Annotated in this window: 23 protein-coding genes; 20 read left to right on the top strand and 3 right to left on the bottom strand. The window is 44.1% G+C overall.

The genetic code is table 11. The features are described from left to right. Positions 1-2: 2 nt before the first annotated feature. Complete coding sequence (locus AB5N96_RS02920) at positions 3-722, top strand: glycerophosphodiester phosphodiesterase (protein WP_204589306.1); 720 nt, start codon at positions 3-5, stop codon at positions 720-722. Between the two features lie 221 nt (positions 723-943). On the opposite strand, the gene AB5N96_RS02925 is transcribed toward AB5N96_RS02920, so the two are convergent. Then, positions 944-1,195, bottom strand: coding sequence for a DUF2627 domain-containing protein (locus AB5N96_RS02925; protein WP_204589305.1), 252 nt, complete (start codon positions 1,193-1,195; stop codon positions 944-946). A gap of 127 nt (positions 1,196-1,322) precedes the next feature. On the opposite strand from AB5N96_RS02925, the gene AB5N96_RS02930 reads away from it, so the two are divergent. The 12 genes from AB5N96_RS02930 (at position 1,323) to AB5N96_RS02985 (ending at position 16,156) form a co-directional block, all read left to right on the top strand. Next, positions 1,323-3,278 carry a PAS domain-containing protein gene (locus AB5N96_RS02930; RefSeq protein ID WP_499704598.1) on the top strand — a complete coding sequence of 652 codons (1,956 nt, stop codon included), beginning with the start codon at positions 1,323-1,325 and terminating at the stop codon, positions 3,276-3,278. A 14-nt stretch (positions 3,279-3,292) separates the two neighbouring features. Continuing rightward, the gene (locus tag AB5N96_RS02935; protein ID WP_499704599.1) at positions 3,293-4,168 is read left to right on the top strand and encodes a bifunctional enoyl-CoA hydratase/phosphate acetyltransferase; all 876 of its coding nucleotides are present in this window, start codon (positions 3,293-3,295) and stop codon (positions 4,166-4,168) included. A gap of 24 nt (positions 4,169-4,192) precedes the next feature. Beyond that, on the top strand, positions 4,193-5,287 hold the full coding sequence (locus tag AB5N96_RS02940) for a Leu/Phe/Val dehydrogenase (protein WP_392453866.1): 1,095 nt from the start codon (positions 4,193-4,195) through the stop codon (positions 5,285-5,287). 23 nt (positions 5,288-5,310) lie between these two features. Next, positions 5,311-6,387, top strand: a complete 1,077-nt coding sequence (gene buk, locus AB5N96_RS02945; protein WP_499704600.1) for a butyrate kinase — start codon at positions 5,311-5,313, stop codon at positions 6,385-6,387. Between the two features lie 12 nt (positions 6,388-6,399). Further along, positions 6,400-7,827: a dihydrolipoyl dehydrogenase gene (lpdA, locus tag AB5N96_RS02950; protein WP_499704601.1), complete on the top strand. Its 1,428-nt coding sequence runs from the start codon at positions 6,400-6,402 to the stop codon at positions 7,825-7,827. Positions 7,828-7,841: 14 nt separating this feature from the next. Then, positions 7,842-8,846, top strand: coding sequence for a thiamine pyrophosphate-dependent dehydrogenase E1 component subunit alpha (locus AB5N96_RS02955; protein ID WP_204589300.1), 1,005 nt, complete (start codon positions 7,842-7,844; stop codon positions 8,844-8,846). Then, positions 8,846-9,829 (top strand): alpha-ketoacid dehydrogenase subunit beta, encoded by a 984-nt coding sequence (locus tag AB5N96_RS02960; protein WP_499704602.1) that lies wholly within the window; start codon positions 8,846-8,848, stop codon positions 9,827-9,829. Before AB5N96_RS02955 ends, AB5N96_RS02960 begins: the two co-directional genes overlap by 1 nt. A gap of 15 nt (positions 9,830-9,844) precedes the next feature. Further along, a complete protein-coding gene (locus AB5N96_RS02965) occupies positions 9,845-11,155 on the top strand; it encodes a dihydrolipoamide acetyltransferase family protein (RefSeq protein ID WP_204589299.1) in 1,311 nt (436 codons plus the stop codon). Between the two features lie 104 nt (positions 11,156-11,259). Then, positions 11,260-12,591 (top strand): methylmalonyl-CoA mutase family protein, encoded by a 1,332-nt coding sequence (locus AB5N96_RS02970; protein ID WP_392453862.1) that lies wholly within the window; start codon positions 11,260-11,262, stop codon positions 12,589-12,591. Next, positions 12,486-14,675 (top strand): methylmalonyl-CoA mutase, encoded by a 2,190-nt coding sequence (gene scpA, locus AB5N96_RS02975; RefSeq protein WP_499704603.1) that lies wholly within the window; start codon positions 12,486-12,488, stop codon positions 14,673-14,675. Before AB5N96_RS02970 ends, scpA begins: the two co-directional genes overlap by 106 nt. Further along, on the top strand, positions 14,672-15,667 hold the full coding sequence (gene meaB, locus AB5N96_RS02980; RefSeq protein WP_499704604.1) for a methylmalonyl Co-A mutase-associated GTPase MeaB: 996 nt from the start codon (positions 14,672-14,674) through the stop codon (positions 15,665-15,667). Before scpA ends, meaB begins: the two co-directional genes overlap by 4 nt. Before the next feature lie 48 nt (positions 15,668-15,715). Then, positions 15,716-16,156, top strand: a complete 441-nt coding sequence (locus tag AB5N96_RS02985; protein ID WP_204589295.1) for a BrxA/BrxB family bacilliredoxin — start codon at positions 15,716-15,718, stop codon at positions 16,154-16,156. A 416-nt stretch (positions 16,157-16,572) separates the two neighbouring features. Here the strand turns inward: AB5N96_RS02985 and prli42 are convergent, their stop codons facing one another. Next, positions 16,573-16,668 carry a stressosome-associated protein Prli42 gene (prli42, locus tag AB5N96_RS02990; protein ID WP_165767453.1) on the bottom strand — a complete coding sequence of 32 codons (96 nt, stop codon included), beginning with the start codon at positions 16,666-16,668 and terminating at the stop codon, positions 16,573-16,575. Positions 16,669-16,780: 112 nt separating this feature from the next. Here prli42 and mce point away from each other — a divergent pair, with 112 nt between their 5' ends. The 5 genes from mce to rnz are packed head-to-tail and all read left to right on the top strand — an operon-like array spanning position 16,781 to position 22,067. Next, entirely contained in the window at positions 16,781-17,194 is a 414-nt protein-coding gene (gene mce / locus AB5N96_RS02995; RefSeq protein ID WP_499704605.1) for a methylmalonyl-CoA epimerase, read from the top strand. Continuing rightward, entirely contained in the window at positions 17,194-18,741 is a 1,548-nt protein-coding gene (locus tag AB5N96_RS03000) for an acyl-CoA carboxylase subunit beta (RefSeq protein WP_204589293.1), read from the top strand. Before mce ends, AB5N96_RS03000 begins: the two co-directional genes overlap by 1 nt. A gap of 10 nt (positions 18,742-18,751) precedes the next feature. Continuing rightward, entirely contained in the window at positions 18,752-19,849 is a 1,098-nt protein-coding gene (locus tag AB5N96_RS03005) for a M20/M25/M40 family metallo-hydrolase (protein ID WP_499704606.1), read from the top strand. Between the two features lie 13 nt (positions 19,850-19,862). Continuing rightward, positions 19,863-21,110, top strand: coding sequence for a DNA polymerase IV (locus AB5N96_RS03010; RefSeq protein WP_499704607.1), 1,248 nt, complete (start codon positions 19,863-19,865; stop codon positions 21,108-21,110). Next, positions 21,111-22,067 (top strand): ribonuclease Z, encoded by a 957-nt coding sequence (gene rnz / locus AB5N96_RS03015; RefSeq protein ID WP_392456644.1) that lies wholly within the window; start codon positions 21,111-21,113, stop codon positions 22,065-22,067. Here rnz and proC read toward each other — a convergent pair. Beyond that, complete coding sequence (gene proC / locus AB5N96_RS03020) at positions 22,013-22,852, bottom strand: pyrroline-5-carboxylate reductase (protein ID WP_499704608.1); 840 nt, start codon at positions 22,850-22,852, stop codon at positions 22,013-22,015. The two genes, rnz and proC, sit on opposite strands and share 55 nt — an antisense overlap. 128 nt (positions 22,853-22,980) lie before the next feature. On the opposite strand from proC, the gene AB5N96_RS03025 reads away from it, so the two are divergent. Together AB5N96_RS03025 and AB5N96_RS03030 are read left to right on the top strand one after the other, a co-directional pair. After that, complete coding sequence (locus tag AB5N96_RS03025; protein ID WP_392456637.1) at positions 22,981-23,922, top strand: MBL fold metallo-hydrolase; 942 nt, start codon at positions 22,981-22,983, stop codon at positions 23,920-23,922. Continuing rightward, entirely contained in the window at positions 23,915-24,667 is a 753-nt protein-coding gene (locus AB5N96_RS03030; protein ID WP_204589287.1) for an SDR family NAD(P)-dependent oxidoreductase, read from the top strand. Before AB5N96_RS03025 ends, AB5N96_RS03030 begins: the two co-directional genes overlap by 8 nt. Positions 24,668-24,677 lie beyond the last annotated feature (10 nt).

Genomic DNA, 24,677 nt, shown 5'->3' on the forward strand with positions numbered 1-24,677 from the left:
ACATGCTTCCGATTTATGCGCATCGAGGTGCATCCGGTTATAAGATGGAAAATACTCTTGCCGCATTTAAAGAGGCCATTTCCCGCAATGCAAAAGGGATTGAAATTGATTTACAACTAACTGCAGATGGACAGCACATGGTTATTCATGATTTAGACTTGTTTCGCTTAACGGGTCAAAACAAACAGATCCGCGACGTCGCTGCAGAAGAGGTATTACAATGGAAAGTCGGAAAACGTTTCCTTCGTCGTTTTTTTGGACACCGTATTTTAACGCTTCAACAATTTATAGAGTTTGCAAGAGTCTATGATGTTGCGTTAAATGTTGAGCTGAAAGAGACTTATATGGGGAAGCAAGAAAAGATTCGGGAAGTCGTAGAACTTATTAAACCGTTTTCAGATGTTCACTTTTCATCGTTCGATCTTTCGATTTTAGCCATTGGACATGCCAACTATCCAGACTACGAGTGGTGTTTAATCGCTAAGAAGTCTACTGACTGGGAAGAATTAAAAAGTTATCCGTGGTTGAAGACGTTGCATATCAACAAGCGCTATTACAATGCCTCTTGGATAAACGAGTTATGCGAGCGCTATTCCATAAGGTTTTACGGTCTGACCGGAAAAGAAAAGTATTTAACATCTCCAAGACCTTGTGTAATTGGATGGATCACCGATTTTCCAGATAAAGTTGAACAAAAGCAAAAAGGCTTTAATAAGGTATGATGGATTATTTGTAATAGGTTAAGAACGCAACATTACTAGTGGGTAGGGGTTACTCCAGCGGGATTAAAAGCGGAAGCTGAGACCTTGTTTTAGATGTGGAGAACGCCGCTCGAGAAATTCCGTAGTGTATTTCTGGCGTTCACAACTCGATTTTGGCTCAGCCCGCGCCCGCGAAACGCTTCCCCTACATACCTAACCCCATATAAAAAAAGGCTAGATCCTCAATCGGATTTAGCCTTTTTTTCTTTGAATCGTTCAGATACCCGTCCATTTTTACGGTCTCGTCTAAGTAAAAATCCTGCAAAGAAACCTATACCTAGTACCATTAAAGCTAGTCCTAGAACAAATTGAAACCATAGTGGAGCAGTACCTAGATTACTAATTCCGAAAAATGTATCACGCATTAACTTGATTCCGTATGCCGCTAGTATTCCAGGAATTACAAGGACAATCAGTGCTGCTAAACGTGCCAAACCAGTCAACTCCTTATCTGTTATTTACTATCGCATGTGTAAAAATGATTGTCAATCGAGTCAGCTTACGGTATTATAGAGTGGAAATGCAACAACTTGCACTAACACCAAGGAGGTGTGCAATATATTGCAAAATATACTTTTACTTGGAGCAGGGCGAGGTGGAACAGCTATCCTCCGACTCCTTAATAATCTCGGCAACTTTTCATTTACTGCAGTTATCGATGAAAATCCATTAGCACCTGCTATGGCTGTTGCAAAAGAGTTAGGAATACCAACAGATACTCATTGGGAAACCTACATAAGTCCAGACCTCGATATCATCATTGATGCAACAGGGGACTCGAATTTATTCACCCGACTATTAGAAAAGCGGGACCGCTCTACTGTTGTTATTCCTGGAGAAATTGCTTCTATCTTAGTGCAGTTGATTGAAGAGAAGAATCGTTCTTTTCAATTGATGGATGCGCAACGACAAATCCAGCGAATTATTTTTGATTCAATGGATGAAGGAATCATAAGTGTCGATCAAAATGGGAAAATCACATTCTTCAACGAACGAGCTGCAAAGCTGACCAACGTAAAAAAAGAAAAAGTGCTCGGCAAACCTATACATGAAGTTATTCCGCACAGTCGCCTATTACAAGTTATCGAGACGGGACGCTCGGAGTCCAATCAACAATTAACTCTTGAAAGCGGTACCAAAATTGTTACGTCTCGTTTCCCATTGACGACTGGAGACGGTCAACGAATTGGTGCATTTGCTGTTTTTAAAGATATTTCTGAGATTCAACAAATGGCGGAAGATTTGACGAATTTGCGAGAAATTCAAATGATGTTAGAGGCCATTATTCAGTCATCAGATGATGCAATATCCGTAGTGGATGAAAATGGAGTGGGTCTTCTGATCAACCCGGCATATACAAGGATTACTGGACTTGAAGAGAAAGATATTATCGGTAAGCCTGCTGAGGCCGATATTATGAACGGCGAAAGTATTCACAGGCAAGTACTTGAAACGCGCAAACCAGTGCGAGGGAAGCAATTGCAAGTTGGAAAAGATCGTAAAGAAGTAATTGTGAACGTTGCGCCTGTCATCGTCAACAATCGCTTGAAGGGGAGTGTTGGCGTCATACACGACGTCACAGAAATGCGAACGATGATGAAAGAGCTTGACCGTGCACGCTTGTTAATTCGGTCACTAGAATCCAATCTTTCATTTGAAGATATCATTGGACAATCTGACAAAATTCAGTTCGCTAAAGACCAAGCAAAACTCGCTGCCGGAGTTCCTGTAACCATATTGTTGCGAGGAGAGACGGGAGTCGGGAAGGATCTTTTCGCACACGCTATCCACCGAAAAAGTGAACGAAAGCATAACAAGTTCATACGAGTGAATTGCAGTTCTCAAGAAGCAACAGATCAATTGTTTGATGGTTCAAAACAGGAACCCTTCATCTCACAAGCTTCAGGAGGTACCCTGTTTTTAGATGAAATCGGAGAACTCTCGATTGAACATCAGAGAAAATTACTGAAAGAACTTTCAAACGACAAGTTCCGTTTAATTGCTTCCACAAGTGATCAGCTTGAAAAAAGTATGCGAGATGGCCACTTCCTGGAGGAGCTTTATTTCCAAGTGAACAAAATGCCTATTTATATCCCGCCGTTACGTGAGAGGATTGAAGACATTTCACTCATCCTCGATCATGCGTTAGTGAGACTGAATAAAGAATTCGGCAAACAAGTTGATGGGTTCTCTAGTCGGGCTTTAAAAGCACTCGAATCCTACGATTGGCCTGGGAATGTCCGGGAACTTGAAAATGTCATCAGTCGAACACTGATTTTCATGAATGCGAATGAGCGCTTAGTAGAAGAAAGACATCTTCCACTGACAACGATTCGAAAGTCGAAACCTGAACTGCCAGATGGATCGCTTTCAGACCTTGTTGAAGAATACGAGCGAAAGCTAATTCAAGATACGCTCGCTTCCTTTAAAGGGAACAAGACGGAAGCTGCAAAAAAATTAAATATTTCCCTTCGGACATTGTATTACAAAATTGAAAAACTAGGTGTCGAAGAGTAAAGGAGGAATTTCGGATGAAATCATTTGAGGAACTAGTGCAAATGAAGTCGACGAAGACAATCGCAGTCGCCTGTGCAAACGATCCAGAAGTGTTAGAAGCGATTCGCCAAGCCACTGAATTAGGGCTCGCCAGGTTTTTACTCGTCGATACTGAAGAGAATTGTGCGGCACTACCTGAATTTGTCAGTGCGTCAGGGGCCTGTGAAGTATATCCTGTAAAATCTACACATGTCGCTATCAGAGAAGCTGTAAAAGCGGCAGGTGATGGGCGCGCGGATGCACTGATGAAAGGCCATATCGACACAGCATCTTTGCTACGTGAAGTGCTGCGCGATGACAACGGGTTAAAAACAGGAAAAACGATTTCACACGTCGCTGTCTTCGAGTTTCCAGAGTTTGACCGTTTATTGTTTGTCACAGACGCTGCTATGAATATTGCGCCGGACTTGAAACAAAAGAAAGATATCTTAGTGAATGCAGTGGCCGTTGCACATCGAATGGGCTTACATGAACCAGTGGTTGCCCCGCTCAGTGCAGTAGAAGTTGTGAATCCTTCGATGCCGTCGAGTACGGAAGCAGCGCTACTCACTATGATGTATCAACGTGGGCAAATTAAAGGATGTATTGTGGATGGTCCACTCGCGTTTGATAATGCGATTTCTGTTGCGTCTGCGAAAGCAAAGGGCATTACGTCTGATTCAGCGGGACAAGCAGACATCTTGCTCGTTCCGAACATTGAAGCAGGCAACGTCTTGTACAAATCATTTATGTATTTCGGTCGCGCCAAAGTTGGGGCCATCATTGAAGGTGCGAAAGTGCCAATCATACTAACTTCCCGTGCTGATAGTGCAGAAAGTAAATTGTACTCAATCGCACTTGCAAGTATATAAAACACTTAATTGGAGGAATTACAAATGGAAATTTTCAAATATATGGAGACTTACGATTACGAGCAATTGATTTTCTGTCAGGACAAAACTTCAGGACTAAAAGCGATTATCGCAATTCATGACACAACACTTGGGCCAGCTCTTGGTGGAACTCGTATGTGGAACTATGCTACGGAAGAAGAAGCAATTGAAGATGCACTTCGTCTAGCAAAAGGGATGACATACAAAAATGCAGCAGCTGGTTTAAACCTTGGTGGAGGAAAAACAGTTATTATCGGTGATCCGTTGAAAGATAAGAACGAAGAGATGTTCCGTGCGTTCGGTCGTTTCATTCAAGGTCTAAATGGTCGTTACATCACAGCAGAAGATGTCGGTACAACAGTTGCAGACATGGACTTGATCCACGAAGAAACAAATTATGTAACAGGTATCTCACCAGCATTCGGCTCTTCAGGAAACCCATCACCAGTTACGGCTTACGGCGTTTACATGGGGATGAAAGCAGCAGCTATGGAAGCATTTGGTTCAGATTCTCTTGCAGGTAAAAAAGTAGCGGTACAAGGTGTCGGAAACGTAGCGTACAAATTATGTGAATTCCTACACGAAGAAGGTGCTATCTTAACAGTTGCAGATATCAATCAAGCCTCTGTAGACCGTGCTGTTAATGAATTCGGTGCAACACAAGTAGACGTGTCTGAGATCTACTCACAAGATGTGGACATTTTTGCTCCATGTGCGCTTGGTGCCATCATCAATGATGAAACAATTCCACAATTAAAAGCAAAAGTTGTTGCAGGAGCTGCAAATAACCAATTAAAAGAGCCACGCCACGGTGACAAGCTGAACGAACTGGGTATCGTGTATGCACCGGATTATGTAATCAACTCAGGTGGTGTTATGAACGTAGCTGACGAGTTAAATGGTTACAACCGTGAGCGTGCTATGAAACGCGTTGAAGGAATCTATGACACAATTGCTCGTATTTTTGAAATCTCTAAAAAAGAAGGCATCGCTTCATACGCTGCGGCTGACCGTCTGGCAGAAGACCGTATCGCACGTATGGCAAAATCACGTCGCCAATTCTTACAAAATGGTAAACATTCATTAACAAACCGATAAGCAAAAAAGAGGAGGCTATTGCAATGGAACCTTATCGTATCCTAGTTCTAAATCCAGGTTCGACCTCCACGAAGATCGGTATCTATGAGAATGAAACGTTACTTTTTGAAAAAACGATTCGTCACAACACAGATGAAATTGAAAAATTTCCATCTATCATCGATCAGTATGCCTTTCGGAAAGAGATGATCTTACAGGCATTGGATGAAGAACAAATGAATATTTCCCGACTCTCAGCAGTCTGTGGGCGGGGAGGACTATTACGTCCAATCGAAGGCGGTACATATGCCGTCAACGACCAAATGTTAGAAGATTTACGTGCCGGCTATTCGGGTCAACATGCTTCGAATCTTGGAGGTATCATTGCCAATGAGATTGCAAAGGGGTTGAATATCCCGGCATTCATTGTTGACCCAGTAGTGGTCGATGAACTGCAGGACTTAGCACGTATCTCAGGAACTGCAAAACTTGAACGTCGCTCAATTTTTCATGCGCTTAATCAAAAAGCTGTCGCAAGACGCTATGCAAAAGAAATTGGCAAACCATATGACGCACTCTCATTAATTGTTGTGCATATGGGCGGCGGAATCACGGTCGGAACACACCATAACGGCCGAGTAATCGACGTTAACAATGGACTACACGGAGATGGACCATTTAGTCCAGAACGTGCAGGCAGTGTTCCAATTGGAGATCTAGTCGAGATGTGTTATTCCGGTCAATACTACCAACATGAAATTATGAAAATGATTGTAGGTCAAGGTGGTCTCGTAAGCTATCTAGGTACAAATGACGCCGTGACCGTTGAGAAACGAATTGAGGCCGGCGACACAGAGGCAAAATTGATTTATGACGCGATGGCGTATCAAGTCGCAAAAGAAATCGGTGCGCAAAGTGCTGTATTGTCTGGAAAAGTCGATGCCATTTTATTAACAGGTGGACTTGCATATGGCAAAGCATTTGTCGCTGAAATTGCAGATCGTATAAGCTGGATTGCAGATGTCGTGACCTATCCAGGAGAAGATGAATTGCAGGCTCTTGCAGAAGGAGCCTACCGCGTATTGAGTGGAGAAGAACAACCGAAGAATTATCCGAACTAGAGGAGGGATTGCATGGCACAAGAATATGATATCGTCATACTAGGCGGTGGAACGGGTGGCTACGTAGCCGCTATTCGCGCAGCTCAACTTGGACTAAAAACTGCCATTGTTGAAAAAGGAAAGCTTGGAGGAACATGCTTGCATAAAGGCTGTATTCCGAGTAAAGCCCTATTACGCTCTGCAGAGGTGTATCATACAGCGAAGGATCGGGCGCATGAATTTGGTGTCATCACGAGTGACGTCACACTTGATTTCAGCGCAGTGCAAAAACGCAAACAATCGATTGTCGATCAATTGCATCAAGGTGTACAAGGATTGATGAAAAAAGGCAAAATCGATGTATATGAGGGCACAGGTCGTATGCTCGGACCTTCTATTTTCAGTCCATCTCCAGGTGGAACGATTTCTGTTGAAATGAATAATGGAGAAGAAAATGAAATGCTGATCCCGAAAAATGTCGTCTTGGCAACGGGTTCTCGTCCACGTACATTGCCTGGACTTACAATCGATAAAGAATTCGTGATGACGTCGGATGAAGCGCTCGAAATGACAGAACTTCCAAAGTCAATCATCATCGTTGGCGGTGGCGTCATTGGAATTGAATGGGCATCAATGCTACATGATTTTGGTGTAGAAGTCACAGTCATTGAGTATGCGGACCGTATTATTCCTACTGAAGATGATGCCATTTCTAAAGAAATGAAAAAAATTCTTGAGAAAAAAGGTATCACGATCGTTACTTCAGCGAAAGTGGTCTCAGAGACGTTGAAAGTAGACAATGGTGTCACTATCGAAGCTGAAATCAAAGGCGAAATGCAGAGCTTCCAAGCAGAAAAAATGCTAGTGTCCGTTGGTCGCCAAGCAAATGTCGAAAAAATTGGTATCGAAAACACAGATATTGTAGTTGAGAATGGATTCGTTCAAGTATCAGACACGTATCAAACAAAAGAGTCGCACATCTACGCAATCGGAGATGTTATCGGAGGTCTTCAACTTGCACACGTGGCGAGTCACGAAGGAATCACTGCTGTCGAGCATATTGCAGGGGAAGACGTGCACGCGATGGAAACTGAAAAAGTTGCTCGTTGTGTTTACTCAAACCCTGAAGCGTCAAGCGTTGGGATGACGGAAGCACAAGCTAAAGAGCGTGGCTACAACATCAAAACTGGAAAATTCTCATTCAAAGCTATCGGAAAAGCACTTGTCTACGGTGAATCAGATGGTTTTGTAAAGATTATTGCTGATAAAGATACAAATGATATTTTAGGCGTACACATGATTGGACCGCACGCGACAGACTTAATCTCTGAAGCAGGTCTAGCAATGGTATTAGATGCGACTCCATGGGAAATTGGTTCAACTATTCACCCACACCCAACACTATCTGAAATCATGGGTGAAGCAGCATTAGCAGTCGATGGAAAAGCCATTCATAGTTAAAAGGGGGAAATCAAATGTCTACACGTCATGAAGAAGTCGGTCTAACAAACGACGATGTGTTGAAAATGTACGAAACAATGCTACTGGCACGCCGTATTGATGAGCGTATGTGGTTACTCAACCGTGCAGGTAAAATTCCATTTGTTATTTCATGTCAAGGACAAGAAGCCGCTCAAGTAGGAGCAGCCTATGCACTAGATACTGATAAAGATTACATTGCACCGTATTATCGCGATATGGGTGTTGTCTTGCATTTTGGTATGACAGCACGTGATTTAATGCTTTCGGCTTTCGCGAAAGCGGAAGATCCAAACTCTGGCGGTCGCCAAATGCCGGGTCACTTTGGACAGAAGAAAAACCGAATCCTAACAGGTTCTTCTCCTGTAACGACACAGTTACCGCATGCAGTAGGTGTCGCACTTGCAGCAAAAATTGAAAAGAAAGATTTTGTTTCTTTCGTAACACTTGGAGAAGGTTCTTCAAACCAAGGCGATTTCCACGAAGGATTGAACTTTGCGGGCGTTCATAAATTGCCATGTATCACAATGGTAGAAAACAATAAATACGCGATTTCGGTACCTTTTGATCGCCAAGTCGCTAGTAAAAATATTGCGGATCGTGCAATCGCTTATGGAATGCCTGGTTTTGAAGTAGACGGGAAAGACCCAATCGAAGTCTACCGTGTTACAAAAGAAGCAGTAGAACGTGCACGTAATGGGGAAGGTCCTTCTCTAATCGAAGCTGTGACATTCCGTTTAACGGCGCACTCATCCGATGACGATGATCGCCAGTACAAATCTGCTGAAGAGATTGCAGAAGGTAAAAAACTTGATCCTATCCTTTCATTTGCAGCGTACTTAAAAGAAAACGGCGTCTTAACAGATGAGTCTGAAAAAGAATTAAACGACCGCATCATGAAGGAAGTCAATGAAGCTACAGATTACGCTGAAAACGCAGCGTATGCGGCTCCAGAAGATGCACTGAAACATGTATATGCTGAGCAAGGAGGCGACAACTAATGCCGATTATGTCTTATATCGATGCCATCACACTTGCAATGAAAGAAGAAATGGAACGCGATGAGCGCGTATTCGTTCTTGGAGAAGATGTTGGCCGTAAAGGTGGCGTATTCAAAGCTACAAATGGTTTATATGATCAATTCGGAGAATACCGCGTTCTTGATACACCACTTGCTGAATCAGCAATCGCAGGTGTCGGAATTGGTGCAGCGATGTACGGACTACGTCCAATCGCAGAGATGCAGTTTGCAGATTTCATCATGCCAGCTGTGAACCAAATTATCTCTGAAGCAGCGCGTATTCGCTATCGTTCAAACAATGACTGGACATGTCCAATGGTTATTCGTGCTCCTTTTGGTGGAGGCATTCACGGTGCACTGTATCATTCACAATCTGTTGAAGCGGTCTTTGCAAACCAACCAGGACTTAAAATTGTCATTCCTTCTACACCTTACGATGCAAAAGGCTTGTTAAAAGCTGCGATTCGCGACGAGGATCCAGTGCTATTCTTTGAGCACAAACGTGCGTATCGTTTGATCAAAGGTGAAGTTCCGACAGAAGACTATACAATCGAAATCGGAAAAGTGGATGTGAAGCGTGAAGGAGAAGACATTACGGTCATCACTTACGGATTAGCGGTTCACTTTGCACTACAAGCAGCAGAACGCTTAGAAAAAGACGGCATCTCTGCACACGTAGTCGACCTTCGTACAGTCTATCCACTGGATAAAGAGGGGATCATCGAAGCGGCATCGAAAACGGGTAAAGTATTACTTGTAACAGAAGATAACAAGGAAGGAAGTATCATGTCAGAGGTCGCAGCAATCATCGCTGAAAGCTGCTTATTTGATCTTGATGCTCCTGTTCAGCGCCTTGCAGGACCAGATGTTCCAGCAATGCCATATGCACCAACGATGGAGAAGTTCTTCATGATCAATCCAGATAAAGTTGAAAAAGCAATGCGTGAGCTTGCAGAATTCTAACAAGGAGGTCTTTACATGGCACTTGAACAAATTAAAATGCCTCAGCTTGGCGAGAGTGTTACAGAAGGTACGATTGAAAAGTGGCTCGTCTCTCCTGGAGATCACGTAAACAAGTACGATCCACTAGCTGAAGTGAATACAGATAAAGTAACTGCTGAAATCCCATCTTCGTTCACGGGTGTTATCAAAGAATTAATTGCTGCTGAAGGAGATACTTTGGCTGTTGGTGAAGTCGTATGTACGATCGAAACAGAAGGTGGCGGGACCGAAGAAGCGCCAGCTGAAAAAACAAGCGAACAACCGAAAGAGGAGTCTAAATCTGCACCACAACAAGAGCAATCTAAAGCAGCCCCTGCAAAAGCAGAACGTCCAGCGGGTGCTGGTCGCTTCTCACCTGCTGTGTTAAAAATGGCAGGCGAACATGGCATCGACTTAAGTTTGGTCGAAGGATCTGGGAAAGAAGGCCGCATCACGCGTAAAGACCTTCAAAAAATCATTGATTCAGGTGAACTACCACAAGCAAAAGAAGCGCCAGTTGCTGCACCAGTAGAAGAAGCACCAAAGTCTACTCCTGCTGCGCAAACGACGGCTGCTGCACCGAAACAAGACATCCCAACTTTACCTGGTGATGTTGAAATTCCGGTTACGGGTATCCGTAAAGCGATTGCAGCAAACATGTTACGCAGTAAACATGAGGCGCCACATGCTTGGACGATGATTGAAGTCGACGTGACGAACCTTGTTCAGTACCGTGACTCGATCAAAACTGAGTTCAAACAAAAAGAAGGCTTCAATGTCACGTATTTTGCGTTCTTCGTAAAAGCTGTTGCACAAGCATTGAAAGAATTCCCAATGATGAACTCGATGTGGGCTGGGGACAAGATTATTCAGAAAAAAGACATCAATATCTCCATCGCAGTCGCTACGGAAGATGCTCTTTACGTTCCTGTTATCAAACATGCGGATGAAAAAACAATCAAAGGCATCGCACGTGAAATCAATGAACTTGCAGGCAAAGTCCGTGCAGGTAAATTGAAATCAGACGATATGCAAGGTGGAACATTTACAGTGAACAATACCGGTTCATTTGGTTCTGTTCAGTCTATGGGAATCATCAACTACCCACAAGCTGCAATTCTTCAAGTGGAATCCATCGTAAAGCGTCCAGTGATTATGGACGGCGGTATGATTGCTGCGCGTGACATGGTCAACTTGTGTCTATCACTAGATCACCGTGTGCTTGACGGTCTCGTTTGCGGACGCTTCTTAGCGCGAGTAAAAGAGATTTTAGAAAACATGACTAAAGAAAACACATCTGTTTATTAAGATGTCGAAGTCGTCCAATTTTTTGGACGACTTTTTGTTTATCTCGAAAAAATCTAGTACACTAGAAAGTGGAATGGAAACGGATTCACGGGGAGGAACGGATAATGGTAGACAACAGGGAACAACCAACTGCTAACGACTGGAAGCAGCTGGTGACGGATTCATTAAAAGGGAAAGACTGGCGTGTACTGACAACGCAAACACCAGAAGGTATTTCTATAGAGCCTCTTTATTTTGAGCGGACAGACAAGTTGAGAGAACAAGCTTCTACTTTGCATACAATCTGGAATAGTCAGGTAGCGACCTTTACTAAACCACTAGATTCTATAGAAGTGGACACACGTCCTGTACACCGAGAAGGCGCTGACGCTATTACCGAATTAGTGGCGTTTTTAACTGCTGCTCATGATTTTACAGAGACGCATCATCAGTTGCCGTCACAAGTCGGATTCGCAGTAGATACGCATTTCTTTATGGAAATTGCAAAGTTACGAGCGGCACGTCTTGTTTGGCATGCATTTTGTCATGCGCGAAAAGTAGAACCAACGACTTTACATATATATGCGGAAACATCACTCCGTTCGTATTCACTTTACGACCCACCTGTTAATTTGCTTCGTAGTGCAAACAGCGCATTTTCTGCAGTCATCGGAGGCGCTAATGCGGTCGCAGTTTATCCATATGACGAATTGACAGGAGCTACAGCTACAAGCGAGCGCCTCGCAGAAAATGTTGTCGAAGTCATTCGTCATGAAAGTTTTGTAACGGCTGTCCAAGACCCTTCAGCAGGAGCATACGCAGTTGAGAGTTTGACAGATCAATTGGCCAATGAAGCCTGGACACTATTTTTACAAACTGTTGAGCTTTCTGTTGAAGAACGCGCACAGTGGTTTGCAGATCGTGCACAAGCATCGTTTACTTTCCAGCTTGAGCGTCTTGCGAAACGCAAACAAGCATTGATTGGAACAACATCGTACGCAAACCCTGTAGATGTCGCAGGTACTAGTGTGTCTGATCATGGCTATAAGCGTCTTGCAGAACCATTTGAGAAACTAAGAAATGAGTTACACTCCTACAGTGATAAAGTTGTTATCATTCAAGCCGGAGAGTATAAAGCATCCAAAGCGCGAGTAGATTATATCAAAGGTGTGCTTTCCGTCTATGGCTGGGATGCACAAGTCATCGATGTAGAAACGTTCCATCAGGTACATGATGCATACGTATATGCAGTAGTTGCAGGAACAGATGAAGATAGTGAAGCCTTTGTAGAGAGTGGACACTCTTTTGAGGGAACACTGAACGTTGCAGGCAATCATCCAAAGCTTGCGGCATGGAGAGAATACGGAGTGCAAGGAGCGATTTATGCTGGACAGTCACTTCTAGAAAAAGGATCAGAACTTGTTGCAGTCTTCAAAGGTCAGGGGGAAGTCAAATGACAATCAAAACAAACGAAGGAATCTCTATCAAGCCTGTCTACACAGAAGCGGACCTACAAGCAGTGAAGCATGTGAATGATTTCCCTGGAATGGTGCCATTTACCCGTGGACCGTATCCAACGATGTACGTTACAAAACCATGGACGGTTCGTCAATACGCAGGATTCTCAACAGCTGAAGAAAGTAATGCGTTTTATCGTCGTAATTTGGCGATGGGGCAAAAAGGACTTTCTGTAGCATTTGACCTTGCGACGCACCGCGGATATGACTCGGATCATGCACGTGTAAAAGGAGACGTAGGAAAAGCCGGGGTTGCCATTGACTCAGTGGAAGACATGAAAATCTTATTTGATGGAATTCCATTAGATCAAATGTCTGTTTCGATGACGATGAACGGAGCAGTTCTTCCAATTCTTGCATTTTTCATTGTGACCGCGGAGGAACAAGGCGTTACTCCTGAGCAGCTAACAGGAACGATTCAAAATGACATTTTGAAAGAGTACATGGTTCGTAATACGTACATCTATCCACCTGAAATGTCGATGAAAATCATTGCGGATATTTTCGCATTCACATCTCAGCACATGCCAAAATTCAATTCGATTTCAATTTCCGGTTATCACATGCAAGAAGCAGGGGCGACTGCGGACATCGAGCTTGCCTATACACTCGCAGATGGACTGGAATATGTGCGAACAGGTTTAGCGGCAGGTATGGACATTGACCGCTTTGCACCCCGCTTATCGTTCTTCTGGGCAGTTGGCATGAACTACTACATGGAAGTAGCCAAGATGCGCGCTGCTCGTCACATCTGGGCGGAGTTACTTGCACAGTTTAACCCGAAAAACGAAAAATCATTGGCACTACGCACGCACTCGCAAACGTCGGGTTGGAGTTTAACAGAGCAAGATCCATTCAATAACGTGACGCGCACACTTCTTGAAGCGAATGCCGCAGCAATGGGGCATACGCAATCTCTTCACACGAATGCGCTGGATGAAGCGATTGCACTCCCTACAGACTTCTCTGCGCGCATTGCACGCAATACGCAACTGTTCTTACAAGAAGAAGCAAAGATGACGTCTATCATTGATCCTTGGGGCGGTTCTTACTATGTAGAGTCCCTTACAGATGAATTAATCAAAAAAGCATGGGCGCATATCGAAGAGATTGAGGGTCTAGGTGGAATGGCTAAAGCAATTGAAACAGGTCTTCCTAAAATGAAGATTGAAGAAGCTGCTGCAATTCGCCAAGCTCAGATTGATTCGAAGCAGGAAAAAATTGTCGGTGTCAACTATCGTAGATTAGATAAAGAAGACCCAATCGATATTTTAGCAATCGACAATACAGCTGTACGCAAATCTCAAATTGAGCGTCTTGCACGTGTTCGTCAGACTCGCGATGAACAAGCTGTCCAGCAAGCACTAGTTGCTTTAACAGATGTTGCGAAGTCGGGTGAAGGCAACCTGTTAGCATATGCTGTGGAAGCTGCGCGTCACCGGGCGACTCTTGGAGAGATTTCCGACGCAATTGAAGAAGTGTCCGGTCGTCACAAAGCAATTATTCGTTCCATCAGTGGCGTGTACAGCTCCAATTATTTAGAAGCACAAGAAGTAGATGACGTGAAACAAATGGCAGAAGATTTCTTAGAAAATGAAGGTCGACGCCCGCGAATTATGATTGCTAAGATGGGACAAGATGGACATGACCGTGGCGCGAAAGTAATCGCGACAGCATTTGCGGATCTCGGGTTCGACGTTGATATGGGGCCACTGTTCCAGACACCTGAAGAAACAGCGTTACAAGCAGTTGAAAATGATGTACACGTGATTGGTGTTAGTTCACTCGCTGCAGGTCACTTAACACTTGTACCGGAATTAAAAGAAGAATTGAAAAAGCTTGGCCGTGAAGACATTTTACTCGTTGTCGGCGGCGTTATTCCAAGTCAAGATTACGCATTCTTACTCGAAAACGGAGCATCCGCTATTTTTGGACCGGGAACAGTTATCCCCGTCGCTGCTCAGAAAGTGATTGAAGAAATTTACCGTCAACTCGGCTATGAAGAAACCGGAGTTTCTTCATGAAAAAGTTTGTAAAAAAAATCGATAAACCAATTGATGTGGTGCAACTTGCGGATGATATTTTAGCAGGTTCCCGCATCGCCCTTGCAAAAGGAATCACATTGCTTGAAAGCCAGCGCAATCAAGACCATGAGCTAGCCCAGACGCTCTTACAAACCGTTCTCCCGAAATCTGGACAATCTCTACGAATTGGGATTACCGGTGTGCCAGGTGCAGGGAAAAGCACGTTCATTGAAACGTTTGGCAAAATGCTTTGTGATGAAGGCCACCGTGTGGCAGTTCTAGCCATTGATCCTACTTCTTCCCGTTCTGGTGGAAGCATTCTGGGTGATAAGACGCGGATGGAGCAACTCGTCAAAGAGCCCAATGCTTTTGTCCGTCCTTCGCCTACTTCAGGAACGCTAGGCGGTGTTCACAAGAAAAGTCGAGAGACCATGCTGCTATGTGAAGCGGCTGGGTTTGATATTGTGCTGATTGAAACAGTTGGGGTCGGTCAATCCGAGACGACTGTCCGTGGTATGACCGATTTTTTCTTGCTTTTGACGTTAACCGGCGCAGGAGATGAGTTGCAAGGGATGAAAAAAGGGATTATGGAGCTTGCAGACGCCATTGTTGTGCATAAAGCAGATGGACCGAACGAAGCATTTGCGAAAAAAACCGTTGCGGAGTATAAACAGATTTTGCATTTTATCCAACCTGCGACGGAAGGCTGGACACCAAGAGCTCTCCCAGTATCTTCGTATAAGCGAACGGGATTAGAGGATGTCTGGTCGATGATTCAAGAATTTCAACAAATGACGAATGAATCGGGACGATTTGCAGCGCGGCGTGCGTCGCAACAACGGGAATGGTTTCAAAACTCCGTGACGGATGAACTTGTCCGTCGTTTCTTTTCAGATGGGACAAAGAAGCAGAAGATGAAAGAGCTTGAGAAGCAAGTGGCAGACTCCGAACTTACCATTGAACAAGCACTCGCTAAACTTTTTACTTCTTAAAGTGACCAAAAGTCTGATACAATACAGCTATAAAGGAGTGTTTACACGATGAGTATGGATTTTAACCTATATATGAATGAAATCGTTACAACAGCACGTAACGAGATGGATGCAGCAGGCTATGAACAATTACGTACACCTGAGGATGTGGACCGCGCTTTAGAACGCCCGGGTACGACTCTTTTCATGGTGAATTCAGTATGTGGATGTGCGGGCGGTATTGCACGTCCAGCAGCAACACATGCAGTACACTATGATCGTCGTCCAGATCACTTAGTGACAGTATTCGCAGGACAAGACAAAGAAGCAACATTCTACGCACGTGATAAGTTTGGCGACGAGCATTTGCCATCTTCTCCATCTTTCGTACTTGTAAAAGACGGACAGATGGTAGCGGAAGTAGGCCGTCATGAAATTGAAGGCCACGACCCGATGAGTGTGATTGCAAACTTGCAAGGTTTATTTGAAGAACACTGCGAAGAGTATTAAGTTAAGTAGGACTATTTGAAAAGCGTTGAAGTCTCTATTTATGAGGGGCTTTAGCGCTTTTTCTAGTTTAGGAAACTGAGCGGTCGTTCATCGGCTGAAAGTGAAATTTATTCTACCCAAATCACGATTTATTCTACCGAAATCAATTTTAATCTACCGAAGTCATGTTATGGAAACTAATTTCTAATGTGTATGCCAAGTCTCAACGTCAATAACTAAAAAAATATCTCCTCTTTAAATTTCAAGAGGAGATACTGATTTTTCTCTTTTAGAACCTATAGCCACTGCCATTGATGAAATCGAGTTGCAAACGCCAGAAACACACTGCGGAATCCGTCGCACCCGCAAAGGCTGAAAAACGCCTTCACGGGCACGCCGGATTTCCTCGGAGTTTCTAGAGTGGCGTTCTCCACATCTTAAAGTAGAAAACTTAACCCAAATACAAACGTCGATAATAACATTGTAATGATCATCAAGTAAATAATAACTTTTCGAAAGGTTTCATTTCGCATCCAAACATCGCTCCTCTAGTTGACTACCCTTATTTTATCAGACACAAAAGAGGTAGCCAACCTTTTTTGAAATCGCTACAATAGAAGATAAGTGTGAAAGGGGATGACGAGGATGAAAAAAGTCGATCACATTGGAATTGCAGTTCATTCAATTGATGAAGCGCTTCCATACTATATAGAAACATTAGGGCTTCCACTGCTGAGAGTCGAAGAAGTTCAAAGTGAGCAAGTGAAAGTGGCCTTCCTTGATGCGGGCAACTTGAAATTGGAATTACTCGAACCATTATCTGAAAGCAGTGCTATCCATGGCTTTTTGGAAAAGAAAGGTCCAGGCATGCACCATATTGCGTTTGGAGTAGAATCTATTCAAGCTAGACTGAATGACTTGAAAGACAACGGGGTACGTCTCATTCAAGAACAACCGAAAGTAGGAGCAGGTGGAGCACTAGTTGCATTTATCCATCCAAAATCTTCTCACGGTGTACTTTATGAACTTTGCGAAAAACAGTCGGAGGCGAAAAACTAATGGATATGTACGATAAAATCAATGAATTGTATGACCGAAAACGCACGATTGAACTTGGCGGTGGCGATGAGCGCATCGAAAAACAACACGAAAAAGGCAAATTAACTGCGCGCGAGCGAATCGATTTATTAGTCGATGAAGGTACATTTGTAGAGTTAAATCCTTTCATCAAACACCGAACAACCGACTTCGGCATGGACAAGCTTGAAGGACCTGGAGATGGAGTTGTCACAGGGTATGGTAAAGTCGCTGGCAAACCAGTCTATTTGTTCTCACAAGACTTTACCGTATTTGGCGGTGCGCTTGGAGAGATGCATGCACTTAAAATTGCAAACGTAATGGATCTTGCAGCGAAAAATGGAGCGCCATTCATCGGACTCAATGATTCTGGCGGGGCTCGTATTCAAGAAGGCGTAGTTTCACTTGATGGATACGGTCAGATTTTCTATCGCAATGCGATCTATTCAGGTGTTATTCCTCAAATTTCTGTCATCTTAGGCCCATGTGCGGGTGGGGCTGTCTATTCGCCTGCAATCACTGACTTTGTGTTTATGACAGATAAAACAAGCCAAATGTTTATCACTGGACCTAAAGTAATCGAAACAGTTACTGGCGAAAAGATTTCCTCAGAAGACCTGGGTGGTTCAAAAGTACATAACACAATCAGCGGGAATGCGCATTTCCGTGGTGCTACAGAAGAAGAAGTGCTGGCAGAAGTACGAAAATTGCTTACATACTTGCCACAGAACAATGAAGAAAAGACGCCAATCATGGAAACACAACCAGAATCGGATGAGCGTCCAGACCTTGCTGATATCGTACCGTTTGAAGCAATTCGTCCGTACGATATTCGCCGCGTTCTTGAGCAAGTGGTCGATGCCGATTCGTTCTTAGAAGTGCAATCAGAATTTGCGCGGAACATCGTAGTTGGATTCGCACGGATTAAAGGCGAAACGGTCGGACTGATCTGTAACCAACCCAAAGTGATGGCTGGAGGACTTGACATCGATTCATCCGATAAAGCTGCGCGCTTTATCCGTTTCTGTGACTCATTTAACATTCCACTCATCACATTTGAAGATGTGACGGGTTTCTTCCCAGGCATCAAGCAAGAGCACGGAGGGATTATTCGCCACGGCGCGAAGATCCTATATGCGTACTCAGAAGCAACCGTTCCTAAAATTACAGTTATCTTACGGAAAGCGTATGGCGGTGCATACGTAGCTTTAAATTCAAAATCTATCGGAGCCGACGTTGTATTTGCTTGGCCAAACGCAGAAATTGCCGTAATGGGACCAAATGGTGCAGCGAACATTATATTTGCGCGTGAAATCGCAGGAAGTCCAGACCCAGAAGCAACGCGTGCTGAAAAAATCGAAGAATACCGCGAGAAATTTGCGAATCCTTACGTAGCAGCATCTATGGGTATGGTAGATGACGTCATCGATCCACGTGAGACACGTATCAAACTTATTCAAGCACTCGAGATGATGCGCACGAAAAAAGAAACACGGCCAAAGAAAAAACACGGAAATATCCCGTTGTAAGGAGAGACACATGACACGACTACTCGAAGAATTTATTGAACTTGTTGAAATTCCATCAGAGACTGGAAATGAACAAATCATTGCACCCGTCTTAAAGACAAAACTTGGAGACTTAGGATTTACCGTTCTAGAAGATGATGCAAAAGAAAAAACAGGCTTCGGTGCTGGAAACTTGATTGCAACAAAACCAGGAGACGCAGCATTACCAAAACTATTGTTCTCCGTGCACATGGATACCGTGACACCAGGGGTAGACATCAAAGCAGTACGCGAGGGCGACCGCATCGTGTCTGAAGGTGAGACGATTCTTGGAGCAGATGACAAAGCGGGAATTGCAGCACTTTTTGAAGCGTTACGTCGCGTGAACGAATCGGAAGCACACCATGGTCAGTTGCAAGTGGTTATCACCGTTGGGGAAGAGAGTGGCTTAGTTGGGGCAAAAGCACTGGACCCATCTCTACTCGATGCTGATTTTGGTTATGCACTCGATAGCGATGGAGAGGTTGGCGGTATTGTCGTTGCAGCACCTTTCCAAGCAAAGCTCTGGACGACCATCACCGGAAAACCGGCACACGCTGGAGTAGCACCTGAAAAAGGGATTTCAGCAATTACAGTCGCAGCAAAATCCATCAGTGCGATGAATCTTGGTCGCATTGACCACGAAACAACAGCAAACATCGGTCGTTTTGAAGGTGGAAAGGCGACGAACATCGTCTGTCCGGAAGTCCATATCTTATCAGAAGCCCGTGCACTGACAGAAGAAAAAGTAAATGCCCAGGTAAAGCATATGGTTGATACATTCGAGACGACTGCAACGTCGCTTGGTGCGTCGGCGGAGACGAAGACAGAATTGATGTATCCAGGATTCTCTTTCAGTGAACAAGACGAAGTGGTCAGCTACGCAAAACACTCATTTGAAGCACTTGAAATTCCAGTATCCATTAAACGGAGCGGAGGCGGAAGTGATGCCAATGTATTCAATGGACTTGGGATCCCGACAGCTATCTTATCTGTCGGCTATGAAGAAATCCATACGACAAACGAGTCGATGCCAATCGCTCAGCTAGAAAAGCTTGCAGATGTTGTGACACATCTAATCAAACGCTAAAGGAGGAAAGCATATGGCCGAACAGGCGAGAATTTTGTTTCATCTGGATATGAATAGTTTTTTCGCTTCTGTTGAACAGGCCTATGATCCCACTTTGAAAGGGAAGCCAGTCGCAGTGGCCGGCAACCCAAAAGAGCGTAAAGGTATCATCATCACGTGTTCCTATGAAGCACGAGCTTACGGGATTTATACAACAATGCCCGTTTGGGAAGCGAAGCGCAAATGCCCTTCGCTTCTTTTCGTTACACCAACATTTGAGCGCTACAGAATCGCCTCACAAGCCATGTTTGCTATCTTGCGCGACTATACCTCCCTCGTTGAACCGGTTTCAATTGATGAAGGGTATGTAGATGTCACAGATATCGTAGAAGGGGCACAGGCTATCCAACTCGCGCATACGATCCAAGATCGAATCAAGCGAGAGCTAGACTTGCCATGCAGTATTGGTATTGCGCCCAATAAGTTTCTAGCAAAGATGGCGAGTGGTATGAAAAAACCCATGGGCATTACGATTTTACGCAAACGCGATGTTCCCCAAGTACTATGGCCACTTGCAGTAGGAGAGATGCATGGTGTTGGTGACAAGACAGAAAAAAAGCTAAATGACAAAGGCATCCAAACAATTGGGGATCTTGCCCGTTTATCTGAAAAACAGGTACAAGAAATGCTTGGTCAACACGGCGAAAAACTATGGAGACGCGCACATGGAATTGACAGACGGCTGGTGGATCCTGACTCAGTCTATGAGCGGAAAAGTGTTGGGAACTCAAAAACGTTGTCCATTGATGAAACATCCAAACTAGCGCTTTTTGCACACATCGACCAACTCTCGACAAAAGTGGCAGACCGTTTAAAAGAAAAAGGCTACGTCGGCTATGTGGTGAACGTTCAAGTGCGCTACCACGACTGGCAGAACAAGTCGAAAAGTCGCACATTTCGAGAATCCATTTATAAAAAAGCTGATATCGCAAGAATTTCCAAGCAGCTGTTTACAGAACTTTGGAACGAAGAGCCTGTTCGACTTGTTGGAGTGACTGTACAGGATTTAAAAGAACCCGGTGAAATCACCGAGCAGTTGACATTTGAATCGTATGAACAAATTGCTAAAGAAGAGCCTGTCCGAAATCTTATAGAAGATTTGCAGAAGAAATACGGGAAAACAAGCATTCAAAAAGGAATTAAACTAAAGAAGAAAACTGGCTCTACATCAAGTTTTAGTAAAGACTTTTTAAACGATCATAGGCGAAAGAAGGACGATTGAATGGAACTACTTTTTCTTGGGACCGGTGCAGGTATGCCGTCTAAACAACGCAATACGACCTCTATTGTTGTCAATCTCGTGGAAGAACGGGGCACATACTGGCTGATTGATTGTGGAGAAGCAACGCAGCATCAGCTTTTGTATACGTCACTAAAACCTCGGCGCATCGAAAAGATATTCATCACACACATGCATGGAGATCATATTTACGGTTTACCCGGCCTACTTGGATCACGCTCGTTCCTTGGTGGTACGGAAAAACTCACGGTATATGGGCCACGCGGAATCGAAGAGTATATCCGGTTGTCACTCAAACTTTCTCGCACTCACTTGACGTATCCACTTGAAATTATTGAAATCGAACCGGGTGTGGTGTTTGAAGATACGGAGTTCCGAGTCCTGACAGAACGATTGGATCATGTCATTCCGTGTTATGGATTTCGTATTGAACAGAATGATCAGCCTGGGACATTGTTAATGGAAAAAGTACGTGAACTTCACGTGCCGAGAGGTCCACTACTTGGACGGTTAAAAGCAGGGGAGGATATCGTGCTAGAAGATGGGCGAGTAGTCAAAAGTGGAGATGTTACTTCACAACCGAAACCAGGATTTACAGTTACTGTTCTAGGTGACACGCGTTTCACTGAATCCTCTATTGCACTTGCTAAAGAGGCGGACATCGTCGTGCATGAAGCAACGTTCGACGATACAGGGAAGAAAATGGCACAAGACTATGGGCACTCGACGTTCCGACAAGCGGCACAAGTGGCAAACGAAGCGCAGGCGAAACATTTAATCGTAACTCATATCAGTGCACGGTTTACAAATGAAAACGAGCCGTCTCTTTTAGCGGAACTAAAAGAGAGCGGCTGTCCATCTTTTATTGCATCTGATTTTATGCATTACAAACTGCTGCGCGATGGCAGCATTGAATCTTTTACAACTTCCCCTAAATGAGCAGATTGTGTACAGGCTGCTTCAATGCCTTTTACAATCGCCGTATCGAGACCTAGGTCTTTCATTTGTTTCAGCCCAGCTTCTGTCGTCCCACCAGGACTCGTCACACGCTTTCTTAGTGTGGCGGGTTTTTCATTTGTCTCTTTCAGCATTGCTACAGCTCCATCTAATGTTTGTAAGATCAGCGCGTTCGCTTGCTCTTGTGGTAAACCGATTTTCTGTGCGGCATGTTGCAATGCTTCGGTGACAAAGTAGATGTAAGCAGGTCCGCTTCCTGATAACGCAGTCACGGCATGCATCTGGTCATCCTCCATTACCTCGACAGTTCCAATTGCTTCAAACAATGCTTTTACAAAGTGTAAGTTCGATTCTATAACTGTAGGCGTGTGACTCATAACCGTAGCACTTTTCCCAATAGTAGCGGATGTATTCGGCATAATACGCACAATTGGATGGCCAGGAAAGGCATGAGTCAAGACCTCTAAATCAATACCAGCTATCACCGACAATACAGTTACATGCTTTGGGAGCAGAGGCTGAATCGCCTGGAAGGCTTGCTGAGCATCTTTTGGCTTCATCGCAAGCACAACATACTCTGCATCCTCTAAGCATGTTGGATGATCTTTCATGAGCTCAATTTTGTATTTTGTTTGTAGGTCTGTGAGCGCTTGATCATCACTCTTATTGGTCACGTACAACGAAAGAGGAGGAAGTTTGGGAGAGTTCACCCACCCGCTAATAATCGCTTCTGCCATTGCACCAGCTCCAAAAAACACAATCTTCATGGAAAACGCCTCCTCAAGTATAATGATTCGAATTATAGAGTTGTCCGTCTAACTTGTCAATGCTACTAGTGACGTCATATTGCATTCATAGTACACTATGAATAACCATTCATTTTAGGAGGCCCAAAATGATTCATACACTAACACTTCCGACTCCTTTTGCTGTTGGAGATGTGCACAGCTATTTGCTTAAAGGGGACTCCTTGACACTTTTTGATGTCGGTCCAAAAACGGAACAAGCTAGGCAACTACTAGAGGCCCAGCTGAAAGATCTAAACGTGGCTCCAGCTGATATCGAACAAGTCGTGTTAACGCATCATCATCCAGACCATTCCGGTTGGACAGAGCTCTTTGAGAATGCCTCGTTGCTGGGTCATGCATACAATGATGTGTGGTTTAAACGAGATCAAGCATTTTTTTCCTATCACGACGATTTCTACCTTGAACAATTAAAAGAGGAAGGCGTTCCAGAACACTATCATCAATGGATTGAAAAGATGAGACGACCAATCCAATTGATGGGAAATCGTCCTTTAGATGGTATTCTTCAAGACGGTGAAAAGTTACCAGGACATCCGGACATCATGGTGCTCGAAACACTTGGACACGCCCAAAGTCAATTATCTTTTTACAATGAAAAGACAAACTGGATGATCGGTGGGGACCACGTGATTGCACATATTTCTTCGAATCCATTGATTGAACCACCCCTCTTAAAATCATCCGGACGACCGAAAGCATTGCTGCAGTATAATGCTTCTTTAAAACGTATGCTCGATTATCCGGTAGAGCAAATCTACAGTGGGCATGGAGATGTTGTAAAAGATGTGCACCCGCTCATTACATACCGCCTCGAGAGACAGCATCAGAGAGCGATGCACGTCCAAACTTTGCTAGGAGATGAATCACTCTCCATCTTTGAATTGACGAAGCGTCTCTTTCCAAAAGTTTACGAAAAAGAACTTGGATTGACCCTGTCTGAGACAATCGGGCAAGTCGACTATCTTTCGGATCTTTCACTAGTAGAAGAAGTGACGAGTGAAGGGGTGATTTATTATCGTAATGCCTAAAAAAGTACTAGTGACAGGCGGTACTAGTGGTCTTGGTCTCTACGTCACGCATCAACTAGTAAAAAGAGGATACAAAGTGACGGTAACAGGGCGTAATGCAGAGGCACTTGCTGATTTACAAACAGTCGGAGTTCGTGCGGTGGCATGGAATATGACGCTGCAACATGAACAGACAGACTGGCCACTTGAATTACTTGAAACAGATTATGATGTTGTGGTCATCAATGCGGGGGTGGGATTTTTTAAAACACACGACACGCTAACACCTGAGGAAATTCGTGAAATGCTAGTGATCAATGTAGAACTACCGATGTTGCTTGCTCGCTACCATAGTCCGTTCATGCAACAAAAGAACAAGGGGCTGTTACTTTTCATCGGTTCACTAGCAGGTCGAATGGCCTCACCTAAAGCAAGTGTGTATGCTGCCTCAAAACACGCGTTAACTGGTTACGTTCAAGGTCTTCGCATGGAGCTGATGGACTCAGGAGTGGACGTTAGTATCGTGCAGCCAGGACCAATCGATACACCCTTTATCGATAAAACAGATCAATCAGGTGGTTATAAAAAAGCGCTAGGAAAACACATTCTCTCAATTGAACAAGTGGGAGACATTGTCATGCAGCAGCTTGACTCTCCAAAAGGAGAAGTACTAGTACCTGGTCATCTTGGTGCGGGTGCAAAGCTTGCGCAACTTGCCCCGCTGCTATTTGAACGGTACGGTAAACGCATATACGCAAAAAAGTAGAGAGCCGAGG

The organism is Chryseomicrobium imtechense (assembly GCF_041475995.1).
GTDB classification, from domain to species: domain Bacteria; phylum Bacillota; class Bacilli; order Bacillales_A; family Planococcaceae; genus Chryseomicrobium; species Chryseomicrobium aureum.

What these genes read in the sequence shown, in the direction of transcription:
- AB5N96_RS02920 (WP_204589306.1), top strand. Translation starts at nt 3, where the DNA reads ATGCTTCCGATTTATGCGCATCGAGGTGCATCCGGTTATAAGATGGAA.
- AB5N96_RS02935 (WP_499704599.1), top strand. Translation starts at nt 3,293, where the DNA reads ATGAAATCATTTGAGGAACTAGTGCAAATGAAGTCGACGAAGACAATC.
- AB5N96_RS02940 (WP_392453866.1), top strand. Translation starts at nt 4,193, where the DNA reads ATGGAAATTTTCAAATATATGGAGACTTACGATTACGAGCAATTGATT.
- buk (WP_499704600.1), top strand. Translation starts at nt 5,311, where the DNA reads ATGGAACCTTATCGTATCCTAGTTCTAAATCCAGGTTCGACCTCCACG.
- lpdA (WP_499704601.1), top strand. Translation starts at nt 6,400, where the DNA reads ATGGCACAAGAATATGATATCGTCATACTAGGCGGTGGAACGGGTGGC.
- AB5N96_RS02955 (WP_204589300.1), top strand. Translation starts at nt 7,842, where the DNA reads ATGTCTACACGTCATGAAGAAGTCGGTCTAACAAACGACGATGTGTTG.
- AB5N96_RS02960 (WP_499704602.1), top strand. Translation starts at nt 8,846, where the DNA reads ATGCCGATTATGTCTTATATCGATGCCATCACACTTGCAATGAAAGAA.
- AB5N96_RS02965 (WP_204589299.1), top strand. Translation starts at nt 9,845, where the DNA reads ATGGCACTTGAACAAATTAAAATGCCTCAGCTTGGCGAGAGTGTTACA.
- AB5N96_RS02970 (WP_392453862.1), top strand. Translation starts at nt 11,260, where the DNA reads ATGGTAGACAACAGGGAACAACCAACTGCTAACGACTGGAAGCAGCTG.
- scpA (WP_499704603.1), top strand. Translation starts at nt 12,486, where the DNA reads ATGGAGAGAATACGGAGTGCAAGGAGCGATTTATGCTGGACAGTCACT.
- meaB (WP_499704604.1), top strand. Translation starts at nt 14,672, where the DNA reads ATGAAAAAGTTTGTAAAAAAAATCGATAAACCAATTGATGTGGTGCAA.
- AB5N96_RS02985 (WP_204589295.1), top strand. Translation starts at nt 15,716, where the DNA reads ATGAGTATGGATTTTAACCTATATATGAATGAAATCGTTACAACAGCA.
- prli42 (WP_165767453.1), bottom strand. Translation starts at nt 16,668, where the DNA reads ATGCGAAATGAAACCTTTCGAAAAGTTATTATTTACTTGATGATCATT.
- mce (WP_499704605.1), top strand. Translation starts at nt 16,781, where the DNA reads ATGAAAAAAGTCGATCACATTGGAATTGCAGTTCATTCAATTGATGAA.
- AB5N96_RS03000 (WP_204589293.1), top strand. Translation starts at nt 17,194, where the DNA reads ATGGATATGTACGATAAAATCAATGAATTGTATGACCGAAAACGCACG.
- AB5N96_RS03005 (WP_499704606.1), top strand. Translation starts at nt 18,752, where the DNA reads ATGACACGACTACTCGAAGAATTTATTGAACTTGTTGAAATTCCATCA.
- AB5N96_RS03010 (WP_499704607.1), top strand. Translation starts at nt 19,863, where the DNA reads ATGGCCGAACAGGCGAGAATTTTGTTTCATCTGGATATGAATAGTTTT.
- rnz (WP_392456644.1), top strand. Translation starts at nt 21,111, where the DNA reads ATGGAACTACTTTTTCTTGGGACCGGTGCAGGTATGCCGTCTAAACAA.
- proC (WP_499704608.1), bottom strand. Translation starts at nt 22,852, where the DNA reads ATGAAGATTGTGTTTTTTGGAGCTGGTGCAATGGCAGAAGCGATTATT.
- AB5N96_RS03025 (WP_392456637.1), top strand. Translation starts at nt 22,981, where the DNA reads ATGATTCATACACTAACACTTCCGACTCCTTTTGCTGTTGGAGATGTG.
- AB5N96_RS03030 (WP_204589287.1), top strand. Translation starts at nt 23,915, where the DNA reads ATGCCTAAAAAAGTACTAGTGACAGGCGGTACTAGTGGTCTTGGTCTC.